The sequence below is a fragment of the Colwellia sp. SU-HH01217 genome (assembly GCF_057543495.1).
On record NZ_BAAJLX010000004.1, the window covers coordinates 186,386 to 207,662 of the forward strand.

Genomic DNA, 21,277 nt, shown 5'->3' on the forward strand with positions numbered 1-21,277 from the left:
TACCATGTTAAAAATTAAAGCACTCACGTTAATCGCATTAGTATTCTTTTCATTATTTTCCCTAGCAGCTTCGGCAAGAGAGCCGTGGGAGAACCATCAAGTTTTTGCCATTAATAAAGAGGATCCTCGCGTTAGCTTTTTCTCTTATTCCTCGCCTAACGCAGCCTTAAATCATGGAAAAGAAAATAGTAGTAACATTATGTTACTTAATGGTTTATGGAAATTTAACTGGCAGCGCTCTCCAAAAAATAAACCTGAAGGATTTGAGCTATCAACTTATGACGATAGTCAATGGTCTGAAATACCAGTTCCGGGTAATTGGGAAACAGAAGGTTTTGGCTATCCAATCTATTTAGATGAACGCTTCCCGTTCAGTACAACATGGCCTGATGCTCCTAAAGATTACAACCCTATAGGCTCGTATAGAAAACCTTTTTCGTTACCTAAAAGTTGGAAAAACAAGCAAGTATTCCTTTATGTTGGAGCGGCAAAATCATCACTAGATGTATGGCTTAATGGCAAAAAAGTCGGTTTTAGCCAAGGTTCAAAAACCCCTGCTGAATTTGATATAACACCTTACATCAAGCGTAATGATAATCTACTTGCCTTTCAAATTCGCCGCTGGACAGACGCTAGCTACCTTGAAAGCCAAGACATGTTACGCATTTCAGGAATCGAACGTGATGTATACCTTTATGCCACGCCAAAACAACGCATTAAAGACTTCCACGCTAAACCAACACTTAATGCCAGCTTTAACGAAGGACAACTCAGCCTAGATATTGAATTAAAAAACCATCAATCTTCGTCCACTAATAATTTAATTGAATTTCAATTACTAGATCCACGTGCGGATATGCAAGTACTGCATAGCCAAGAAAAGTCGATTACTTTAAATAAAAACAGCGTACAGTCAGTTAATTTATCAGGAAATATTAACTCGCCTGCCTTATGGTCTGCTGAAACGCCGAACCTTTATACCTTATTAATCAATTTAAAAGATGAACAAGGGAATGTGATTGAATCAACACGAAACGAAATTGGTTTTAGGCATCTAGCTGTTGTTAACAGTCAACTAACGATTAACGGTAAAGCGATCACCATTCGCGGTGTAGATCGCCATGAAACCGACCCACAGCACGGGCATGTTGTTACCAAAGCGTCAATGGAGCAGGATATTCGATTAATGAAAGAGTTTAATATCAATGCAGTGCGCTCAAGTCATTACCCTAACAATCCTTACTGGTATGAACTTACAGACAAATATGGGTTATATGTTATTGATGAAGCGAATATCGAATCACATCCGCTGGCTATTAATAAAAAAACACAAATAGGCAACGAACTAAGCTGGTTGCCTGCCCATTTAGATCGCACAAAACGTATGTTTGAGCGTGATAAAAATCACCCATCTATTATTATTTGGTCATTAGGTAATGAAGCTGGCGAAGGTAGTGTATTTGAAGCGACCTACCAATGGTTAAAAGAAAATGATAACAGCCGTTTAGTACAGTACGAGCCTGCAGGCGAAGCGCATTACACCGATGTTTTTGCACCTATGTATCCGTCAATTGAACGTCTTGTACAATATGCAGAATCTAACCCAAGCCGCCCAGCGATAATGATTGAGTACGCCCATGCCATGGGTAATTCTGTTGGCAATTTAAAAGATTACTGGCAAGCCATAGACAAATATGATGTTTTACAAGGCGGCTTTATTTGGGATTGGGTTGATCAATCACTAGAGTATACAAATGCCGATGGCGTAAAATATTGGGCCTATGGTAAAGACTTCCACCCCGACTTGCCTAGCGATGGTAATTTTCTCAATAATGGCTTAATGAACCCAAATAGAGAGCCACACCCTCATGCTTTTGAAGTTAAAAAAGTTTATCAAGCCATACGCTTTAGCGTAAACGATCTTGAAACAGGCAAATTTGCTATTGAAAACCGTTTTGATTTTATTGATATCAATAAATATCAACTCACTTGGGCAATTGAAGCCGACGGTGAAGCCTTTGCTAGCGGCATAATGGCGCTTCCTTCAATTAAACCAACAGAAACTGCTATTGTTGATATCGATTTACCGGCATTGCCTTCAAATGATAATAAAGAATATTTCATTACGTTAAATGCTGTGTTAATTCAACCTGAAAGTCTTTTAAAGGCAGGTCATGTCATCGCTTATGAGCAATTTGAGCTAGCAAACAACACTAAGAATAAAAACCTAACAGTAAAAAGTTCAACCTTACGTTCAGGACAAGCATTTACCCAACAACGTAGTTCAACCAATATTATTTTTAAGAATGATAAAGCTGAAATTGTTTTTGATCAAAAAACAGGTTGGTTATCTCAATATACAATTAACAACACGGCATTAATTAACACCCCGTTAACTGCTAATTTCTGGCGTCCACCTACCGATAACGATTTAGGCAACGGCATGCAAAAGTGGGCTAAAGTTTGGCAAGATGCAGCAAAAAATTTATCTTTAACTGGTCTAGATGTTAAATCGGTAGATTCAGGTTTTATGGTAAAGTCACACTATAAAAGTGCAGCGTTTAAAGGTAGCTATGTTGTTAGTTATCAAATCAATAACCAAGGACAAATTCATGTTAATAGCCAGTTAACTATTGCTGATGGCCAAAATTTGCCGAATATTCCTCGTTTAGGTATGCAATTAACTATGCCTGGTGATTTCCAACGTTTTTCTTGGTTTGGTAGAGGCCCACACGAAACCTATGCCGATCGGAAAACGTCAGGAGAAATATCGTTTTATAGCAATTTGGTTAAAGAACAAATCCATCATTATGCGCGCCCTCAAGAAAATGCTAACCGAACCGACGTAAGGTGGTTAGCATTGAAAAACACTGAAGATACAGGGTTACTTATTGTCGGTGATAAACCATTAAGTGCTAGTGTTTGGCCATATAAACAAAGCGATATTGACTTTTTAGATGGTAAAGACGGAAGCGCTTCAGCATCGGGTTTAGTGCCTGTAACAACTAAGCATGGCGCAGAAGTGCCAATCAGAGACTTAGTTACTGTTAATATTGATAATAAACAAATGGGCGTAGGTGGTGATACATCTTGGGGACGTTTAGTTCATGCACAATACACTATTCCAGCTAAAAGCTATCAGTACGGGTTTACGTTATCCCCTGTTGAAAACCTAACAACTACGCTTTCAGATGTTGCGCGCACAATAAAAATTAACAACAAGCACTAGTGCTGACTTAATAAAAGGAGACCACCATGATTAACGAAGTAACGCCTAAGTTTACAAATAGCGAGATTCTTAATTTACTTGAGCAAAAATATAATCTAAGTGGCGAACTTAACGAGCTTCCAGGGTATTGTGATCAGAACTTGCGCTTAACAACAACTGATCACCAGCAATATATTATTAAAATCGCGAATATTGCTGAACCAGCACAAGCATTAGCTATGCAAAATAGTGCGATGGCACACTTAACAGAAAAAAAACTGGCGGTTCCTCATGCCATCACCAATGATGACGGCGAACTTATCAGTGCAATTAGTGACAAATCTGGGTTAGCTTTCTCTCTGCGTGTACTTACCTACATTGAAGGGAAGTTTTACGCAGAGGCTTCAAGCGACAAACATAACAAACAACTTTGGCAAAGTTTAGGGCAATTTATTGGCCAAGTAGATGTTGCGCTTAGCGACTTTCAACACGCTGGCGCTTATCGCTACTTAGACTGGGATCTTGCGCATGGTTTTGCCATTTGCCAAAGTAAAAAGTCGCTGTTAACTAGCGAACAACAAAATATAGTGAATGAATTTTTAACGCACTATCAAACACACACGTTACCGCTTGTATCCCAATTACCTCAAGGGGTTATTCATAACGATGCCAACGATTACAACTTACTCATAGACAATATAGAGCAACCTCTACATATTTCAGGGTTGATCGACTTTGGCGACATGGTTTATTCACATGTCATCAATGAGTTGGCGATATGTTGTGCCTATGCCTTAATGGGTCAAGAAAACCCACTAGAAACGTTAAAAGTAATTGTTGCAGGTTATCATCAGCAACGAAAACTATCGGATATTGAATTAGAAGTCTTGTTTTCATTAATTGCTTTACGGTTATGTACCAGTGTGTGTAATTCTGCCCTAGCGATAAAAGAACAGCCAGATAATGAGTATTTACTGGTATCAGTTAAACCTGCATGGCAATTACTTACACAATTAAAAGCATTAAATCCGTTTTCGGTGTTATGTCAATTACGTTTAGCGTGCCAACTACCTATTGATAACGGTGCCTCAAAAGAGAGTATTATTAACTTTCGTCAAAAGCATTTAGGCAAAACACTCAGTTTAAGTTACCAACAACCTTTAAAAATTGTCAGAGGACAAGGCGCTTACCTTTTTGATGAACAAGGAAGTCCTTATTTAGATATGGTGAACAATGTTTGTCATGTCGGGCATTGCCACCCAAAAGTAGTCGCAGCCGGTCAAGCACAGTTAGCTAAACTCAATACCAACACCCGCTATTTACACGATAATATTGTTAACTATGCTGAAAAATTGCTAGCAACTATGCCAGACGAACTTTCCGTTTGCATGTTTGTTAATTCTGGCAGCGAAGCCAATGAATTAGCATTTCGCTTAGCACGTTGTCACACTCAAGCAAAAGAGCTGCTAGTTGTAGAAGGCGCTTATCATGGCAACACTAACGCATGTATAGAAGCAAGCCCTTATAAATTTGATGGTCCAGGTGGTGAAGGCAAACAATCCCATGTCAGCGTTGTAACCTTACCTGATCCCTACCGTGGCGAGTTTCAACACAACACTATTGAAACAGCGACCGCCTACGCCAACAATGTTAAAGACACCATCAAGAATCTTGCTAAACAAGGTAAAAAACCCAGCGCGTTTATTTGCGAATCTTTACAAGGCGTTGCCGGACAAATCATTATGCCCGACGGTTATTTAACTCAAGTCTATCAGCATGTTCGTGATGCTGGTGGCGTTTGTATCGCCGACGAAGTTCAAGTAGGTTTTGGCCGTGTTGGCAGCCACATGTGGGCATTTGAAACACAAAACGTTGTGCCAGACATTGTTACTTTAGGTAAGCCAATTGGTAATGGTCACCCCATGGCCGCGGTAATTACCACACAAGCAATAGCAGACAGCTTTGTGACAGGTATGGAGTACTTTAACACCTTTGGCGGCAACCCTGTATCGTGCGCCATCGGTTTAGCTGTTTTAGAAACTATTGAAAACGAAAACTTACAAGCGCACGCATTAGCAACAGGTAATTACTTCCAAGAAAAATTAAGGGATTTACAAAATGAATTCGATTTAATTGGTGATGTTAGAGGCCTAGGGTTATTTATTGGTGTCGAACTTGTAGAAGACAGAACAACTAAACAGCCAGCCACCGATAAAACGAGTCAGTTAGTGGAGTTTTTTAAAACGCACAACATTTTACTCAGTACAGAAGGCCCGTTTTACAATATCTTAAAAATTAAACCGCCACTGGCATTTAACAAAAATGATGTTAATGAATTTATCGCGGTACTTCGGCAAGGTTTGTCTGAGCTTTAACTACCTTTATAATGCTGTTAACCAAAAAACGCCAGTAAGCTTAAAACTTACTGGCGTTTTTTATTGTACTTTTTATCTTGCTAAAGTGTTGTAAACGTTAATTACTCTGCTCTATTTTTCTTGTTCTTGCGCCGCTATTTTCTCGTTCACAATTGCCAATGTAGCTCTTTGTGTTTTAAGAGCGCAATCTGAAGCCGCTTGGGCATTACCATTTTTAATATGATTAAAAATATCAACATGTGCTTGATACTCTTCTAGCGTGACCGCTTGCATGCGATTAGTAAAACGAAGATTCACTTGCAGTGCAGTACTAATAAAGTTTTGCAACTGGATAAAAAAAGGATTTTTACTGGCGATTAAAATACTTTGATGAAAATCAATATCCGCTTCATGGCTATCATCTTCACCCGTGGTGGCGCTTTTCATTCTTGCCAACGCTCTTTCAATATTAACTAAATCTTCGGCATCACCATATTCAGCAGCTAAATAAGCCGATTCAGCTTCTATTGGTAAACGCAGTTGTAAAAAGCTTCTAAGCATACGTAAATTCGGTTGACCATTTAATATCCAACTTAGTACATCAACATCAAATAAATTCCAATGTTGTGAATCAAGTACGCGGATCCCTTTTCTAGGTCTAGAGCTAATCAGCCCTTTTGCCGTTAACATTTTTACTGCTTCACGGGTTGCGGTACGACTAATACTATATTGAGCACATAACTCAGCTTCTGAGGGCAAGCCATCTCCAATTTTATACTTTCCTTGCATAATAGCTTGCCCCAACTTATGAGCAAGTTGTTGAGTCAAACTTAAATGTGATGATTCCATAAATCTTTGCTTCTCGAATTAATACTGGTAAACAGCTTGGTATGATAGAGGAGTATTCACTAACTGACTAGCCTTATTTTTGCAGGCTGCTAGCTAATATGTCTAAATACCTTAAAAAACTTAAATATCTAGATTCATGCATAATTGAGCAACACTTGAGATTAGAGTTTATTCAGCTATCTTTGATGTAACTTTGTTAAAATATATTAAAGCTAGCTCGCAATTAAATAGTTCTCCCGATAAAGCTAAATTATTTTATATAACAAAATCAACAAGTAACAACAATAATATAACCATTATAACTAACACAACTATTTCCTATAAATAGTATGAATATTGCTTATTTAACCAAATGATTAGTAGTCAGCAAAAAATCAGGTAAAATAGGCGCATAATTTGTCCTGCTAATTAGAAAAACATTAGCATTTTGTAGCTAGAGAGAGTGTCCTATGAGCCTGTATTTAGAATATATAGCAGAAATTGAAAGTCGTAAGAATGACCTAGGATTAGCGCCTAAACCAATTGACGGTGCTGAACTATTATCAGAAATTATTGAGCAAATTAAAGATCAAGGAAATAAATATCGCGAAGATTCGCTTAATTTCTTTATTTATAACACTTTACCGGGTACAACGAGCGCCGCAGGTGTAAAAGCTAAATTCTTAAAAGAAATCATTTTAGCTGAATCTACTGTTGCAGAAATTACGCCTGACTTTGCTTTTGAACTACTTTCTCACATGAAAGGTGGCGCTTCTATTGAAGTATTACTTGATCTTGCATTAGGTGACGATGCTTCATTAGCCGCTCAAGCATCAAGTGTATTAAAAACACAAGTATTCTTATATGACGCTGACACTTCTCGCCTTGAAGCAGCTTATAAAGCTGGCAATGCCATAGCTAAAGATATTTTAGAAAGCTATGCACAAGCGGAGTTCTTCACTAAGCTTCCTGATGTCGCCGAAAAAATTGAAATAGTGACTTATATCGCTGGTGAAGGTGATATTTCTACTGATTTATTATCACCTGGTCATCAGGCGCATTCTCGTGCAGACCGTGAATTACACGGCCAATGTATGAGCACACCAGAAGCTCAAGCAGAAATAAAAGCACTACAAATTAAACACCCTAACGCAAAAGTAATGTTAATTGCTGAAAAAGGCACCATGGGTGTTGGATCATCTCGTATGTCGGGTGTTAACAACGTGGCACTATTGGCAGGTAAACAAGCGAGCCCATACGTACCATTTATTAACATTGCACCAGTAGTTGCTGGTACTAATGGTATTTCTCCAATTTTCTTAACAACCGTTGATGTAACTGGCGGTATCGGTTTAGATCTTAAAAACTGGGTTAAAAAAGTTGATGCCAACGGTAATGCTGTTTTAGATGACAATGGTGATGTTGTGTTAGAAGAAGCTTACTCTGTAGCTACTGGCACGCTTTTAACTATTGATACTAAAGCGATGAAGTTATACAACGGTGACAAAGAGCTTGCAGATATATCTTCAGCCTTTACACCACAGAAAGTAGAATTTATGAAAGCGGGTGGTTCTTACGCGGTAACATTCGGTAAGAAGCTACAAACGTTTGCCGCACAAACACTTGGCATTGCAACACCACCAGTATATGCAACATCAAAAGAAATTTCACATGAAGGCCAAGGCTTAACTGCCGTTGAAAAAATCTTCAATAATAACGCTGTTGGTGTAACTTCTGAAACACCATTACACGCAGGCAGTGATGTACGTGTAAGAGTAAATATTGTCGGTTCACAAGACACCACAGGCCCAATGACCTGTCAAGAATTAGAAGCAATGGCTGCTTCAACTATTTCACCGCTTGTTGATGGTGCATATCAATCAGGTTGTCACACTGCCTCAGTTTGGGATAGCAAAGCAAAAGCTAACATTCCTAAATTAATGAGCTTCATGAATAAGTTTGGCCTGATAACAGCACGTGATCCGAAAGGCGTTTACTTACCAATGACTGACGTTATTCATAAAGTATTGAATGATATTACTGTTGATGACAGAGCTATTATCATTGGTGGCGACTCGCATACACGTATGTCTAAAGGCGTAGCCTTTGGTGCCGATTCAGGTACTGTTGCTATTGCTCTTGCAACGGGTGAGTCAGCTATGCCAATTCCAGAATCTGTTAAAGTTACCTTTAAAGGCCACATGAAAAGCCATATGGATTTCCGTGATGTGGTACATGCAACACAAGCACAAATGCTTAAGCAATTTGGCGGCGAGAATGTATTCCAAGGTCGTATTATTGAAGTACACATTGGTACTTTATTAGCTGACCAAGCATTTACATTCACCGATTGGTCTGCAGAAATGAAAGCGAAAGCGTCTATCTGTATTTCTGAAGATGACACGTTAGTGCAATCACTTGAGCTTGCTAAGAGCCGTATCCAAATCATGATCAACAAGGGTATGGAAAATGAAGCAAAAACACTTAACGGTTTAATCGCATTAGCAGACCAACGTATCGAAGGTATTAAATCTGGTACTACGCCAGCATTATCGCCTGATGATAACGCTAAATACTATGCCGAGGTTGTTATTGATCTTGACGTTATCAACGAACCAATGATTGCCGATCCAGATGTAAACAATGAAGACGTGTCTAAACGTTATACACATGATGTTATCCGTCCAGTATCATATTACAAAGACAAGCCTGTTGATTTAGCATTTGTCGGTTCTTGTATGGTTCACAAAGGTGATATGCAAATTATCGCGCAAATGTTACGTAACCTAGAAAAGCAAAACGGTAGCGTAGCCTTTAAAGCACCACTAGTTATCGCACCACCAACGTACAATATTGTTGATGAGCTTAAAGCCGAAGGCGACTGGGAAATTTTACAAAAATATTCTGGTTTCGAATTCGACGATGCACATCCAAAAGGTACAGCACGTACTAAATACGAAAACATTATGTACCTTGAACGCCCAGGCTGTAACCTATGTATGGGTAACCAAGAAAAAGCTGAACCAGGTGATACTGTTATCGCTACTTCAACACGCTTATTCCAAGGTCGAGTTGTAGCAGATAGTGCAGAGAAAAAAGGTGAATCACTACTTGGCTCTACCCCGTTAGTGGTATTGTCATCTGTATTAGGCCGTTTCCCTTCAATTGAAGAGTACACAGCAGCTGTTGATGGCATTACATTAACTGACTTTGTTCCACCAAGTGAAGAAATGAGCACTAAGTTTACTGGTCAAGCAGTACCGGTTAAAGTAGTTTAGTTCAGATACTGTCACTTAGTTAATAGAGACAGTAAAAGTAATAATAAAAGGTTACCTTGTAGGCGTGAGTAAGAAAACACTTACCATAACCTACAAATAGGTAGCCTTTTTTATTAGCTGTTTATACACACTAACATTGCACTTCTGCAATTAAAGATCCTCTAATTCTATTAGGCATTGCCATTTGATCAGTAAATAGCTCAATACCGCTGTTCATTTTAAGTGTATAGCCATACGACCCACAAACTTCATAAGATTGACGGATTAAAAAGGTCGCCATGCGGTTAAAATCGACTTTATTAGTTTTGAGCACTTCTAGACGATATTTGTTATTGGCAAGCGACTTTTGCCTGTATTGCAGTTTATGATCAAAATCCCAGACAATTTTACCTTTAGCTGCTTCTATTTTATCTTTATTACTTTTGATGTTATCTACTGCTTGGCTGCTACAAGAACAAAGTAATATAAGTGTGCTTACGGCAAGGGAAACACGGTTTTTCTTATTTTTTAACATAATACCTTCGCTTTATTTTAAAACTTATCTCTTTATACCTGATGCCTAGGTGAGATATTTATGTCAGATACTAACTGACAATACAGAACTATGGAAACCGCTACAACGCTGGCAAAAAAAAACCAGCACTAAATGCTGGTTTTATTAGGGTTAATTGATAGTTAAATCAATTTATTTTTTCTTTTTTACTGCTTTAGCATTAGGTAAATCAGTAATTGAACCTTCAAAAATTTCAGCTGCTAGGCCGATAGACTCATTTAATGTAGGATGTGCATGAATTGTTAAACCAACATCTTCTGCATCCGCTCCCATTTCTACTGCTAAACATATTTCGCCAAGCATTTCGCCAGCGTTAATACCAACAATAGCACCACCTAAAACACGACCTGTTTCTTTTTCAAAAATCAGTTTTGTTTTACCTTCTGTACGAGCAGAAGCAATTGCACGACCAGAGGCAGCCCAAGGGAAGTTAGCTACTTCAATGTTTAAGCCTTCCTCTTTAGCTTCACGCTCAGTTACACCTACCCAAGCCATTTCTGGGTCAGTGTAAGCAATTGAAGGAATACAACGAGGTTCAAAAGTATGTTTCTTACCAGAAATCACTTCAGCAGCCACATGAGCTTCATGAACCGCTTTATGGGCAAGCATTGGTTGGCCAACAACATCACCAATAGCGAAGATATGATCAACGTTTGTACGTAATTCGTTTGAAACATTAATAAAGCCACGCTCATCAACATTTACACCCGCTTTATCAGCATCAACTAAATGACCATTAGGCTTACGACCAACAGCAACTAAAATTTTGTCATAACGTACAGGTTCTGCAGGCGCTTTTTTACCTTCAAACGTGACGTATAATCCATCATCTTTTGCTTCAACAGCAACAACTTTAGTCGACAACATAATGTTGAACTTTTTCTTGTTGAAGTTAGTGTAAATCTTAACGATATCTTTATCTGCAGCAGGGACTAATTGGTCAGCAAATTCCACTACTGAAACATTAGAGCCTAATGCTGAGTAAACTGTCCCCATTTCTAGGCCGATAATACCGCCACCTAATACTAACATTTCATCTGGAACGTCTTGCAGCTCAAGAGCGCCAGTTGAATCGATAACACGTGGGTCATCGTTAGGAATAAATGGTAAGTCGATTACTGAAGAGCCCGCTGCAATAATTGCGTTATCAAAAGTAATGGTACTTTTTTCACCATCGTTACCTTCAACTTCAATAGTTTTGTCTGAAGTGAATTTACCGTAACCGTATACAGTTTTAACTTTACGCGCTTTAGACATGCCGCCTAAACCACCAGTAAGTTGACCAATTACGTCTTCTTTCCAACCACGAATTTTATCTAAATCGATTTCTGGCTTACCAAAAGTAACACCGTGAGAAGCCATAGCCGCTGCATCGTCAATTACTTTAGCAACGTGAAGCAATGCTTTTGAAGGGATACAACCCACGTTTAAACAAACGCCACCTAATGTTTCACGACTTTCAATTAATACTACATCTAAACCTAAATCTGCTGCACGAAATGCCGCTGAATAACCACCAGGACCTGCACCTAATACTACTACTTGAGTTTTGATATCGTTACTCATGCTAACCTCAAAATTAATTTTTGTTTAAAGAATAATAATTTTTACTATTAAAAAATCATTATCAAAATATTTACATTTTTAGTGTGGGCGATTTTACGCTTTGTATACCAAAATCGCCAATGTTAATTAACAAAAGCCGACTAAAGTCGACTTTTATTGATTTGTCTTATAGTTATCTATAAAACCAATTTACGTATATCAGACATTACACCGGCTAAATGCACAGTAAATCGTGCAGCAATAGCACCATCAATAACACGATGATCATATGACATTGACAACGGTAACATTAGCTTAGGTTCAAAGTCTTTACCATTCCACTTAGGTTTCATTTCAGATTTAGACACACCTAAAATAGCTACTTCAGGTGCGTTAACGATAGGCGTAAATGCAGTACCGCCAATACCACCTAAACTTGAAATCGTAAAACAACCACCTTGCATATCAGCTGCTTTTAGCTTGCCGTCACGTGCTTTAATACTAATTTCTAGTAGCTCACGAGATAACTGATGAATACCTTTTTGATCAACATCGCGCACTACTGGCACAACTAAACCGTTAGGCGTATCAACCGCTACACCAATATGAATGTATTTTTTCAAAATTAAGCTTTCACCATCTTCGCTCAAGCTTGAATTAAACACTGGGAATGCACGTAAAGCGTCTGCTGCTGCTTTTAAAATAAACACTAATGGCGTAATTTTAAAACCAAGCTTTTGTTTTTCACAAATTACATTTTGTTCTTTACGGAAAGCTTCAACGTTAGTGATATCAGCTTCATCAAACTGAGTAACATGAGGAATCGTTACCCAATTGCGATGCAAGAATGGTCCTGAAATCTTTTGAATACGTGATAACGGCTTAGTTTCAATTTCACCAAATTTCGAAAAATCAATCGCTTTAGCGCTAACAACTTGCAAACCACCTTCACCAGCGGCTACTGAACTACCCGCATTCGCTTTAGGGCGAGAAAGCTCATATTTCACGTAAGATTGAACATCTTCTTTTAAAATACGTCCTTTAGCGCCAGTGCCTTTAACTAGCGTTAAATCCACGCCAAATTCACGCGCAATTCGGCGAATAGAAGGAGAACTATAAATAGCACCTTTAGATGCCACATTACCAGCTTGTGGATGATGAGGTACAGGTGCAGACTTTTGTGCCGGTGCTGGCGTCGGTGCAGCTTTTGCTGCAGGAGCTTCAGCAGGTGCAGCTTCTGGTTGAGAAGTTTCCCCCGTTGGTGCTTCACCTGCGGTTTCAAGCTTGATAACTACACTGCCTTGTTTAACTTTATCACCTTGTGAAATAAGTACTTCTTTTACAGTACCTGCATGCGATGATGGAACATCCATGGTCGCTTTATCAGTTTCTAAAGTAATAAGGCCGTCTTCAGCTTCAATAACATCGCCAACATTGACTAAAACTTCAATGACATCAACTTCGCCATCTTCACCAATATCAGGCACAGCAACCTCAATAACTTCACTGCTTGTTGCTGCAGAAGGCGCAGACTCAGCTTTAGCTGCCTCTTTAGGTGCTTCTTCTTTTGCAGGTTCTTCTTTCGGTGCTTCTTGCTCAGCAGGCGCAGCTTCTTCGGCAGGCGCTTCTTCAGTACTTGCCGATTCACCTGTCATTTCAGCGATCACATCGCCTTCTTTAATTTTATCGCCAACACTTACCATTAATGCCGTTAACGTTCCTGCCATAGGTGCAGGAATATCCATTGATGCTTTATCTGTTTCAACAGTAATAATACCGTCATCAGCTTCTAATGTGTCACCAACAGCAAAACATATTTCAATAATTTCAACTTCATCGCCACCAACATCAGGGACAAGAATTTTTTGACTATCAGACATATCTTTTCTCCGTCCTATTATGCGTAAAGTGGGTTAAGTTTTTCAGTATCAATATTGAAACGTTTAATGGCTTCTGTAACCACTGAGCGTTCAATGTCACCGCGATTCGCTAATTCAAATAATGAAGCAACCACAATGTAATCAGCGTTAACTTCAAAATGAGTACGTAGGTTAGCGCGACTATCGCTTCGGCCAAAACCATCAGTACCTAAACAGCGATATTCAGTATCAATAAAGGCACGAACTTGGTCAGAGTACGCTTTAACATAATCTGTTGCCGCAATAGCTGGTCCATTTTCTTTGGTAATAACTGTTGAGATATATGCTTGTTTTGTTTCACTTTCTGGGTGCAACATATTCCAACGTGTTACATCTTGCCCATCACGTGCAAGTTCATTAAATGATGTTACTGAATAAACGTCACTTGAAACATTGTAGTCTGCACTTAAAATTTGAGCCGCTTCACGTACTTTCTGTAAAATAGTACCTGAACCCATTAATTGAACATTCGCTTTCGCTTTTTTCTTGGTGGCTACCGTTTCTAATTTATAAATACCTTTAATAATTTGATCAGCAATATCTTTATCTTCAGGGAATGCTGGGTGCTGATAGTTTTCATTCATTAATGTCATGTAGTAGAAGATGTTTTCATTTTCTTCGTACATGCGGCGTAACCCGTCACGTACAATAACCGCTACTTCATAACCATAAGTTGGATCGTAAGTGACACAGTTAGGAATTAAGCCCGCTTGTACATGTGAATGACCATCTTGATGTTGTAAGCCTTCACCGTTAAGTGTTGTTCTACCGGCTGTAGCACCAAGTAAGAAACCACGTGTTTGGCTATCGCCTGCCGCCCAAGCTAAATCGCCCACACGTTGGAAACCAAACATTGAATAATAAATATAAAACGGGATAGTCGTTGCATTACATGTTGAGTAAGATGTACCTGAAGCCACCCAAGATGCCATCGCACCTAACTCGTTAATTCCTTCTTGTAATACTTGGCCTTTTTTATCTTCACGATAATATGCCACTTGGTCAGCATCTTGTGGAATGTATTTTTGACCTTCGCTTGCGTAAATACCCACTTGACGGAACAAACCTTCCATACCAAAGGTACGAGCTTCATCAGGAATAATTGGCACAATACGCTTACCGATTTTCTTATCTTTGAGTAAAGCATTTAACACACGTACAAATGTCATGGTAGATGACACTTCACGTTCACCTGAGCCTTTTAATATTGCATCAAAAACTTTCAGTGGCGGTACTTCAATTACATCTTCAGATTGTTCTCTTCGTGCAGGTAATGAACCACCCAATGCTTCACGTCGAGCCTTCATGTACTTGTATTCTTCACTGTCTTCAGGGAATTTATAAAACGGTAAATCAGCAATATTTTCATCACTTACTGGAATATTAAAACGGTCACGATAGTGTTTAATCGCTTCAACATCCATTTTTTTCACGTTGTGCGCGATGTTTAAAGCTTCACCCGATGCACCTAAACCAAAACCTTTTACTGTTTTCGCTAAAATAACAGTTGGACGCCCTTTAGTGTTCATTGCTTTTTCATAAGCAGCATACACTTTAACTGGATCATGACCACCACGGTTTAAACGCCAGATATCTTCATCCGACATATTCGCAACCATAGCCGCAGTTTCAGGGTACTTGTTAAAGAAATTTTCGCGTGTGTACTTGCCACCTTTCGCTTTACAGTTTTGATATTCGCCATCAACGGTTTCATTCATTAACTGCAGTAATTTACCTGATGTATCACGAGCAAGTAACGCATCCCAGTATGAACCCCAAATCACTTTTACCACTTCCCAGCCTGCGCCACGGAATGTGCCTTCAAGTTCTTGAATAATTTTACCGTTACCACGTACAGGACCATCTAAGCGCTGTAAGTTACAGTTAATGATAAACGTTAAGTTATCTAACCCTTCGCGAGACGCTAAACCAATAGCACCTAACGATTCTGGCTCATCTGTTTCACCATCACCAAGGAAACAATAAACGCGTTGGCCTGAACAATCTTTAATACCGCGATCAGTTAAGTACTTTAAGAAGCGCGCCGTATAAATGGCTTGCAAAGGACCTAAGCCCATTGAAACCGTTGGGAACTGCCAAAAATCTTTCATTAAATGTGGATGAGGATATGAAGATAAACCTTTACCGTCACACTCTTGACGGAAATTATTCATTTGTTCTTCAGTTAAACGACCTTCCATAAACGCGCGAGAATATATGCCCGGAGAAATATGACCTTGTGCAAAAATAAAGTCGCCACCATCTTCAGGCGTTGCCGCTTTAAAGAAGTGATTAAAGCCTACATCGTACAAAGTAGAAGAAGACGCAAAACTACCAATGTGACCGCCAAGCTCTAAATCTTTTTTAGAGGCTCTAAGTACTAATACCAAAGCATTCCAACGAATAGCAGCACGAATGCGTGACTCTAAAGTTTGGTCGCCTGGCATGTTTGGCTCTTGCCCTGGAGGAATAGTGTTTACATAAGCAGTTTTAGCGTCAAACGGTAAATGTGTGCCGCTGCGACGCGCTTGGTCAATGAGTTTTTCAAGTAAAAAATGAGCGCGCTCTGGGCCTTCATTTTCTAATACAGCTTCCATTGACTCGATCCATTCTTGAGTTTCTAATGAATCAATATCTAATTTTGGGAGTTCAGACATAGTAATTACTCTTCTCCAGTTGTTGGTATATGTTGGTCTATGAATGTTATAGACAATTAAATTGCTAAAATTAATTTGTTAAAACTAAATTTTTAAAATTATAGGACGGAATTTTATCCGCCGACTGTTTTGTTTACTGTTTACTGTTCATTTGCCACTTATTTAATAAATATTTAATCTTTACTATTTTAGTGAGTTAATACTCACTACGCTGCATACGTCTCATAGAGCGTTGCATACGTGAATTTTCTTGAGAAGTTTTCAATAGCACTTCTTCAATAAAAGCAAGGTGACGATGACTCGCCCCCCACGCCTTTTGTGGTTGCCCGCTGATAATGGCATCAAGCAAACGCGTACGGTAGTCTGCCATTTGCGAAAATATATCGGGTCGTTTTGCTAGCACACGTAAATTTTGTTCAATGTTATCAACTAACAAAGACGACATACTGCGCGCTAAATGCAAAATAATAACGTTATGCGATGCCCCACAAATAGCTAAATAAAAGTCAAATATCGCTTCAGCTTCTAAGCGGTAGTCATTGTCTAATTGTGCTAAACCAATGTTGTCATGTTTATTTTGTATTTCAGTAAAGTCTGCTTCCGTACCACGCATAGCCGCATAATAAGCTGACATCCCTTCAATACCGTGCCTAAATTCTAATAAATCAAATTGAGATTCTTTATTTTGTGCCATTAAATCAAATAATGGATCAGCCAAGCCTGCTAAAATATTATTACTTACAAAAGTGCCCCCACCTTGTTTACGCGTAACAAGTCCTTTAGCTTCTAATTTTTGCACAGCTTCTCGTAATGAAGGACGAGAAACCTCAAACTGTTTAGCTAACTCACGCTCTGGTAATAATTTTTCACCGGGCTGTAAACTGCCTTCTAATATCATTTCTTCTAATTGCGTTAATATCACCTCTGAAAGCTTTTTAGGCTTCAAAGTGTTTGCTGCACTTAGCGTTTTATTTGGCTGTTCACTATTCATTTAAAGATTCAATTTAGTTATCAATGCTAGCTAGCAATATTTGTGATTAATGTTAGTTAGTAATGTTTATTATTACCAATCAAACAATGGTAAATTGGTCTTACCATTACTTTTTCGAGCATAAAAATAGCAAATATGACGACATTTGTAAATAGAATTTAGACCATTTCGAGGGGATTTCCAACTTAAATATTACGAATAAATTAGAGTTACAGCTTCAAACAGTTGTTTGTTTTGGTTAAAATCAGATTGGTCTGACCAAGGGTTTCAGTAAGATTAAATCCACTGTATTTGATGAGTATAGCGGTTTAATTGTCGGTTTAAATGATGCCTACAATTAAATAACCTGAACTCGGCTTAACAAATATTTCTCTAGCAGCTATTTTTCCTTACTTCTTCGTTAAATTTCTTGCAATAGACCAGCTATTGACGCGAAATTTGCCTTGAATTAAGGAAAACTATCAAGCTAGAGTGGAGTAAAATAATTATTTACCTATTTTTCAAACTGTTAATCATCTCTTAAACCGAGTTCAGGTTAAGAATGCATTAAAGGATATATCTTAAATCAAGCTGTAAATTAAGCTATAAATTAAGTAATTAGTTAAGAAATAACACCCGATAACGTTAATACAGCAATAACAGCGAGCAATAAAAGTAAATTACGCTTTGCTAAACGTACTAACAAACAAGGCTCTGCAGTACAGTCTTGATCATCTACCATCATATCTTCAGATTTTTTAGCAACGTCTCCTAATATTTGCGCTGCAGGCTTTTCAAATTCAAAAAAGCTTTCTAGCCAAACAGGCAGTGCTTTAGAAAAATGACCGACCATCATATAGCCAAATGTGGTTAACCTCACCGGCAACCAATCAAGCCAAAAAAGTAGCTGTTGTAATGCTTGAAACACTTCGGTTGTCATTTTAGTAGGTAAATCATTTACCGCGCTAATGTTTTCGGTTTCATCATCTGCTTCGTTAACATCAATTGTACTGCTAGCACTCACTGAATCCTTGCTATCATTCGAGCTATTTGAATTAGCAGCGCTCGTTGCATCGTTATCTTGTTTTTCATTTAAGGTAATAACTAAGCGATAAAACACCACACCTGGCGCACCAAATATTATAAAAAACAACATAATGGCAACGTAATAGCGATAGTTTAACCAAATAAGGGTTTGACCAAAGCCCATTTCAGGTAAATTTTTATCTTGGAGCAATTGTGAGTGATGCAACTTACAGGTGGTTAACTCACCACGAAATGCTGCCATCAAGTAGCTTTTATAAGTATCTCGCGTGGCAACACTACCAAAACATACAATTAATATAACGGTTGAAAACACCAAATGAAGAACACTATCGTCAATAAGCATTAGCAATAAATATACGGCTAGCACGGGCGCTAAAATTAGCATCGACACACCTAAAATACTTAACCACGATTTCTCTAAACAATTAAACCTTTGTAATAAAGACAAATACTGTTGATAGTAGGTTTTAAATTGCCATAAAGGTGAAGACAAATATTTTTCAGCAGCTAAAGCAATTAATAAACTAATTAAACTCATTGGTGGTCCTGTTTATCTTGTTATGTTGTTATTTTGTTGTGTTGTTATATTGCATAGATTTAGTTAGCTAACATTTAACTAGCAAGCATCCATGCATTGACGAAAATACTGCCAGTTAAACGATGAACCCGGATCGGTTTTTCGTCCCGGTGCAATATCACAATGCCCAACGATATTATTATGACTAATTAACGGGTAGCTTGCTTGTAATTTTTTCACTAATAAAGCCAATTGTTGATATTGCGCTTGGGTGTATTCAATATCGTCCGTACCTTCAAGTTCAATTCCGATAGAAAAGTCATTGCATTTGTCACGTCCTTCAAAATTAGAAACTCCCGCATGCCATGCTTTATCATTAAAAGATACATATTGAATAATGTTGCCATCGCGACGAATTAAACAATGAGCTGATACTTTTAAATGCGCTATTTCTTTAAAGTAAGGATCGGCATCAGCATCAAGTTCACCTAAAAATAAATCGGAAATATAATCGCCACCAAATTGTGCCGGTGGTAAAGAGATATTATGAACGACTAATAAACTGACTGGCTCATTTTGATCTCGCTCACTAAAGTGTGGCGACTGTTGGTGCTTAACACCTGTTAACCAACCCGCTTCGATCATTCTTTTATCTCCTTTATTTTTAAGCTACAAAAACCTAGAAAAAACTCCACAAAATTAAAATATTATCTGTAGAATTAACCGTATAACCTATCAAGCTCACTATTATCATTATGACTCAAGAAGATGCAACTAATAAAATGGGAAAAACTTTCGTTTGGTTTGCTTGGGTAATCGCCTTTGCACTTTTGGTATTTGTCTTTCAAAACGCATTAGATAATCAATGGAACCCAAACACAGATCCTAGCTCTAACGCTACCGTTAACGGCAAAACTGAAGTGCATTTACAGCAAAATCGTCAAGGTCACTATCTAGTACAAGGTAAAATAAACCAACAAAATGTTGTATTTCTTCTTGATACAGGCGCCACTCAGGTTTCTATTCCACAACATATCGCCAACGATTTACATTTACCTAAATTCGGCCAATACCCTGTACAAACAGCCAATGGCACCGTAAAGGTAACGCAAACTAAAATAGCGCAATTAAGTATTGGTGACATTGTTTTATCCGATGTAGCTGCGCACATTAACCCCGGAATGAAAAGCGACGAGATTCTATTAGGTATGAGCGCCCTAAAAAGAGTAGAATTCAGTCAGAGGGGCAAACAGCTTACCTTAAAAACGTACTAATATTAGCTTGAGCCTATCAAAGCTCTTTATTAATGAGCTATAGATTCAAAACAATTTATAAAAAATTCCATTTATTTCATCAAGACAACAAGAGAAGACAAATGCTTTCCACTGCACTTTTACAAGACATTACTACCACAGTCGCTTGGGCACTTAACGAAGACTTAGGTCAAGACTTAAGTACAGTTGTTAAAAGCCAAGTAAGTGAACTAGACATTACCGCCGCCTTAATTCCAAAAACGAATAAAGCCGTTGCCACTATTATAAACAGAGACGACTGTATTGTTTGTGGCGTTGCGTGGGTAACCGAAGTGTTTAAGCAATTGGATAAAGCTTTAGGATTTGATGAAAACGGCCTTGAAAGTGAGCAAACTAAAATTACATGGTTTGTTAATGACGGACAAATGGCTAAAGCAAATACCGTTTTATGTGAATTGTCTGGCAATGCAAGAGCCCTACTTACTGGCGAACGTGTTGCACTTAATTTTTTACAAACCTTGTCAGGTACAGCCACGTTAACTAGCAGCTATGTTAAAGAACTTGCTGGCAGCAATACCCAATTACTTGACACACGTAAAACACTACCAGGTTTACGTAGTGCACAAAAGTATGCTGTAAGTTGTGGTGGCGGAAAAAACCATAGAATAGGTTTATTCGATGCGTTTTTAATTAAAGAGAATCATATCGCTGCCTGTGGTGGCATAGAAAAAGCGGTTGCAACAGCAAAAAGCAACCACCCCACTATTACCGTAGAAGTAGAAGTAGAAAGCCTTGACGAGCTTAATCAAGCAATAAACGCTGGGGCCGATATTATTATGCTAGATAATTTTTCCACCCAGATGATAGAAGAAGCCGTTAAGCTTAACAATGCAAGAGCAAAACTCGAAGTTTCTGGCAACATGACCATTGAAACATTAAAAGAATACACTCGTGCAGGCGTTGATTACATTTCATCAGGTGCGTTAACTAAACACATGAACGCTATCGATTTATCAATGCGCTTTTCTTAAAAGAGTAGCTATAATTAGGGCATGTTACCTTTCAAGTTTTCTTTTGAATAAATGAAGTTCAATAACAGTGTGGTGAAATTTTGATCATTCATCCCTAATTCGATCAAGCGAGTTTTA

13 protein-coding genes are annotated in these 21,277 nt (G+C 38.4%); 5 read left to right on the top strand and 8 right to left on the bottom strand.

All coding sequences use genetic code 11. The annotated features are described in order from the left end of the window. Window positions 1–4 precede the first annotated feature (4 nt). Entirely contained in the window at window positions 5–3,229 is a 3,225-nt protein-coding gene (lacZ, locus tag AC27G3_RS07460; protein ID WP_487120246.1) for a beta-galactosidase, LacZ type, read from the top strand. Window positions 3,230–3,255: 26 nt separating this feature from the next. Beyond that, window positions 3,256–5,583 (top strand): aminotransferase class III-fold pyridoxal phosphate-dependent enzyme, encoded by a 2,328-nt coding sequence (locus AC27G3_RS07465; protein WP_487120248.1) that lies wholly within the window; start codon window positions 3,256–3,258, stop codon window positions 5,581–5,583. Window positions 5,584–5,694: 111 nt separating this feature from the next. Here the strand turns inward: AC27G3_RS07465 and AC27G3_RS07470 are convergent, their stop codons facing one another. Continuing rightward, window positions 5,695–6,411 (bottom strand): FadR/GntR family transcriptional regulator, encoded by a 717-nt coding sequence (locus AC27G3_RS07470; protein WP_487120250.1) that lies wholly within the window; start codon window positions 6,409–6,411, stop codon window positions 5,695–5,697. Between the two features lie 449 nt (window positions 6,412–6,860). Here AC27G3_RS07470 and AC27G3_RS07475 point away from each other — a divergent pair, with 449 nt between their 5' ends. Then, entirely contained in the window at window positions 6,861–9,668 is a 2,808-nt protein-coding gene (locus tag AC27G3_RS07475) for a bifunctional aconitate hydratase 2/2-methylisocitrate dehydratase (protein WP_487120252.1), read from the top strand. 130 nt (window positions 9,669–9,798) lie between these two features. Here AC27G3_RS07475 and AC27G3_RS07480 read toward each other — a convergent pair whose 3' ends face one another. The 7 genes from AC27G3_RS07480 to ampD all read right to left on the bottom strand — a co-directional run bounded on the left by AC27G3_RS07480 (window position 9,799) and on the right by ampD (window position 19,521). Then, window positions 9,799–10,182, bottom strand: coding sequence for a hypothetical protein (locus AC27G3_RS07480; RefSeq protein ID WP_487120254.1), 384 nt, complete (start codon window positions 10,180–10,182; stop codon window positions 9,799–9,801). Window positions 10,183–10,353: 171 nt separating this feature from the next. Next, entirely contained in the window at window positions 10,354–11,787 is a 1,434-nt protein-coding gene (gene lpdA / locus AC27G3_RS07485) for a dihydrolipoyl dehydrogenase (protein WP_487120256.1), read from the bottom strand. A 176-nt stretch (window positions 11,788–11,963) separates the two neighbouring features. After that, complete coding sequence (aceF, locus tag AC27G3_RS07490) at window positions 11,964–13,646, bottom strand: dihydrolipoyllysine-residue acetyltransferase (protein ID WP_487120258.1); 1,683 nt, start codon at window positions 13,644–13,646, stop codon at window positions 11,964–11,966. 17 nt (window positions 13,647–13,663) lie between these two features. Further along, window positions 13,664–16,342, bottom strand: a complete 2,679-nt coding sequence (aceE, locus tag AC27G3_RS07495; RefSeq protein WP_487120260.1) for a pyruvate dehydrogenase (acetyl-transferring), homodimeric type — start codon at window positions 16,340–16,342, stop codon at window positions 13,664–13,666. Window positions 16,343–16,538: 196 nt separating this feature from the next. Continuing rightward, window positions 16,539–17,333, bottom strand: coding sequence for a pyruvate dehydrogenase complex transcriptional repressor PdhR (gene pdhR, locus AC27G3_RS07500; protein ID WP_487120262.1), 795 nt, complete (start codon window positions 17,331–17,333; stop codon window positions 16,539–16,541). A gap of 601 nt (window positions 17,334–17,934) precedes the next feature. Next, the gene (gene ampE / locus AC27G3_RS07505; RefSeq protein ID WP_487120264.1) at window positions 17,935–18,897 is read right to left on the bottom strand and encodes a beta-lactamase regulator AmpE; all 963 of its coding nucleotides are present in this window, start codon (window positions 18,895–18,897) and stop codon (window positions 17,935–17,937) included. A gap of 78 nt (window positions 18,898–18,975) precedes the next feature. Beyond that, the gene (gene ampD / locus AC27G3_RS07510) at window positions 18,976–19,521 is read right to left on the bottom strand and encodes a 1,6-anhydro-N-acetylmuramyl-L-alanine amidase AmpD (RefSeq protein ID WP_487120266.1); all 546 of its coding nucleotides are present in this window, start codon (window positions 19,519–19,521) and stop codon (window positions 18,976–18,978) included. Window positions 19,522–19,631: 110 nt separating this feature from the next. Between ampD and AC27G3_RS07515 the strand changes: the two genes are divergently transcribed. After that, window positions 19,632–20,150: a retropepsin-like aspartic protease family protein gene (locus AC27G3_RS07515; protein ID WP_487120268.1), complete on the top strand. Its 519-nt coding sequence runs from the start codon at window positions 19,632–19,634 to the stop codon at window positions 20,148–20,150. 101 nt (window positions 20,151–20,251) lie between these two features. Continuing rightward, window positions 20,252–21,160, top strand: a complete 909-nt coding sequence (gene nadC, locus AC27G3_RS07520) for a carboxylating nicotinate-nucleotide diphosphorylase (RefSeq protein ID WP_487120270.1) — start codon at window positions 20,252–20,254, stop codon at window positions 21,158–21,160. Window positions 21,161–21,277 lie beyond the last annotated feature (117 nt).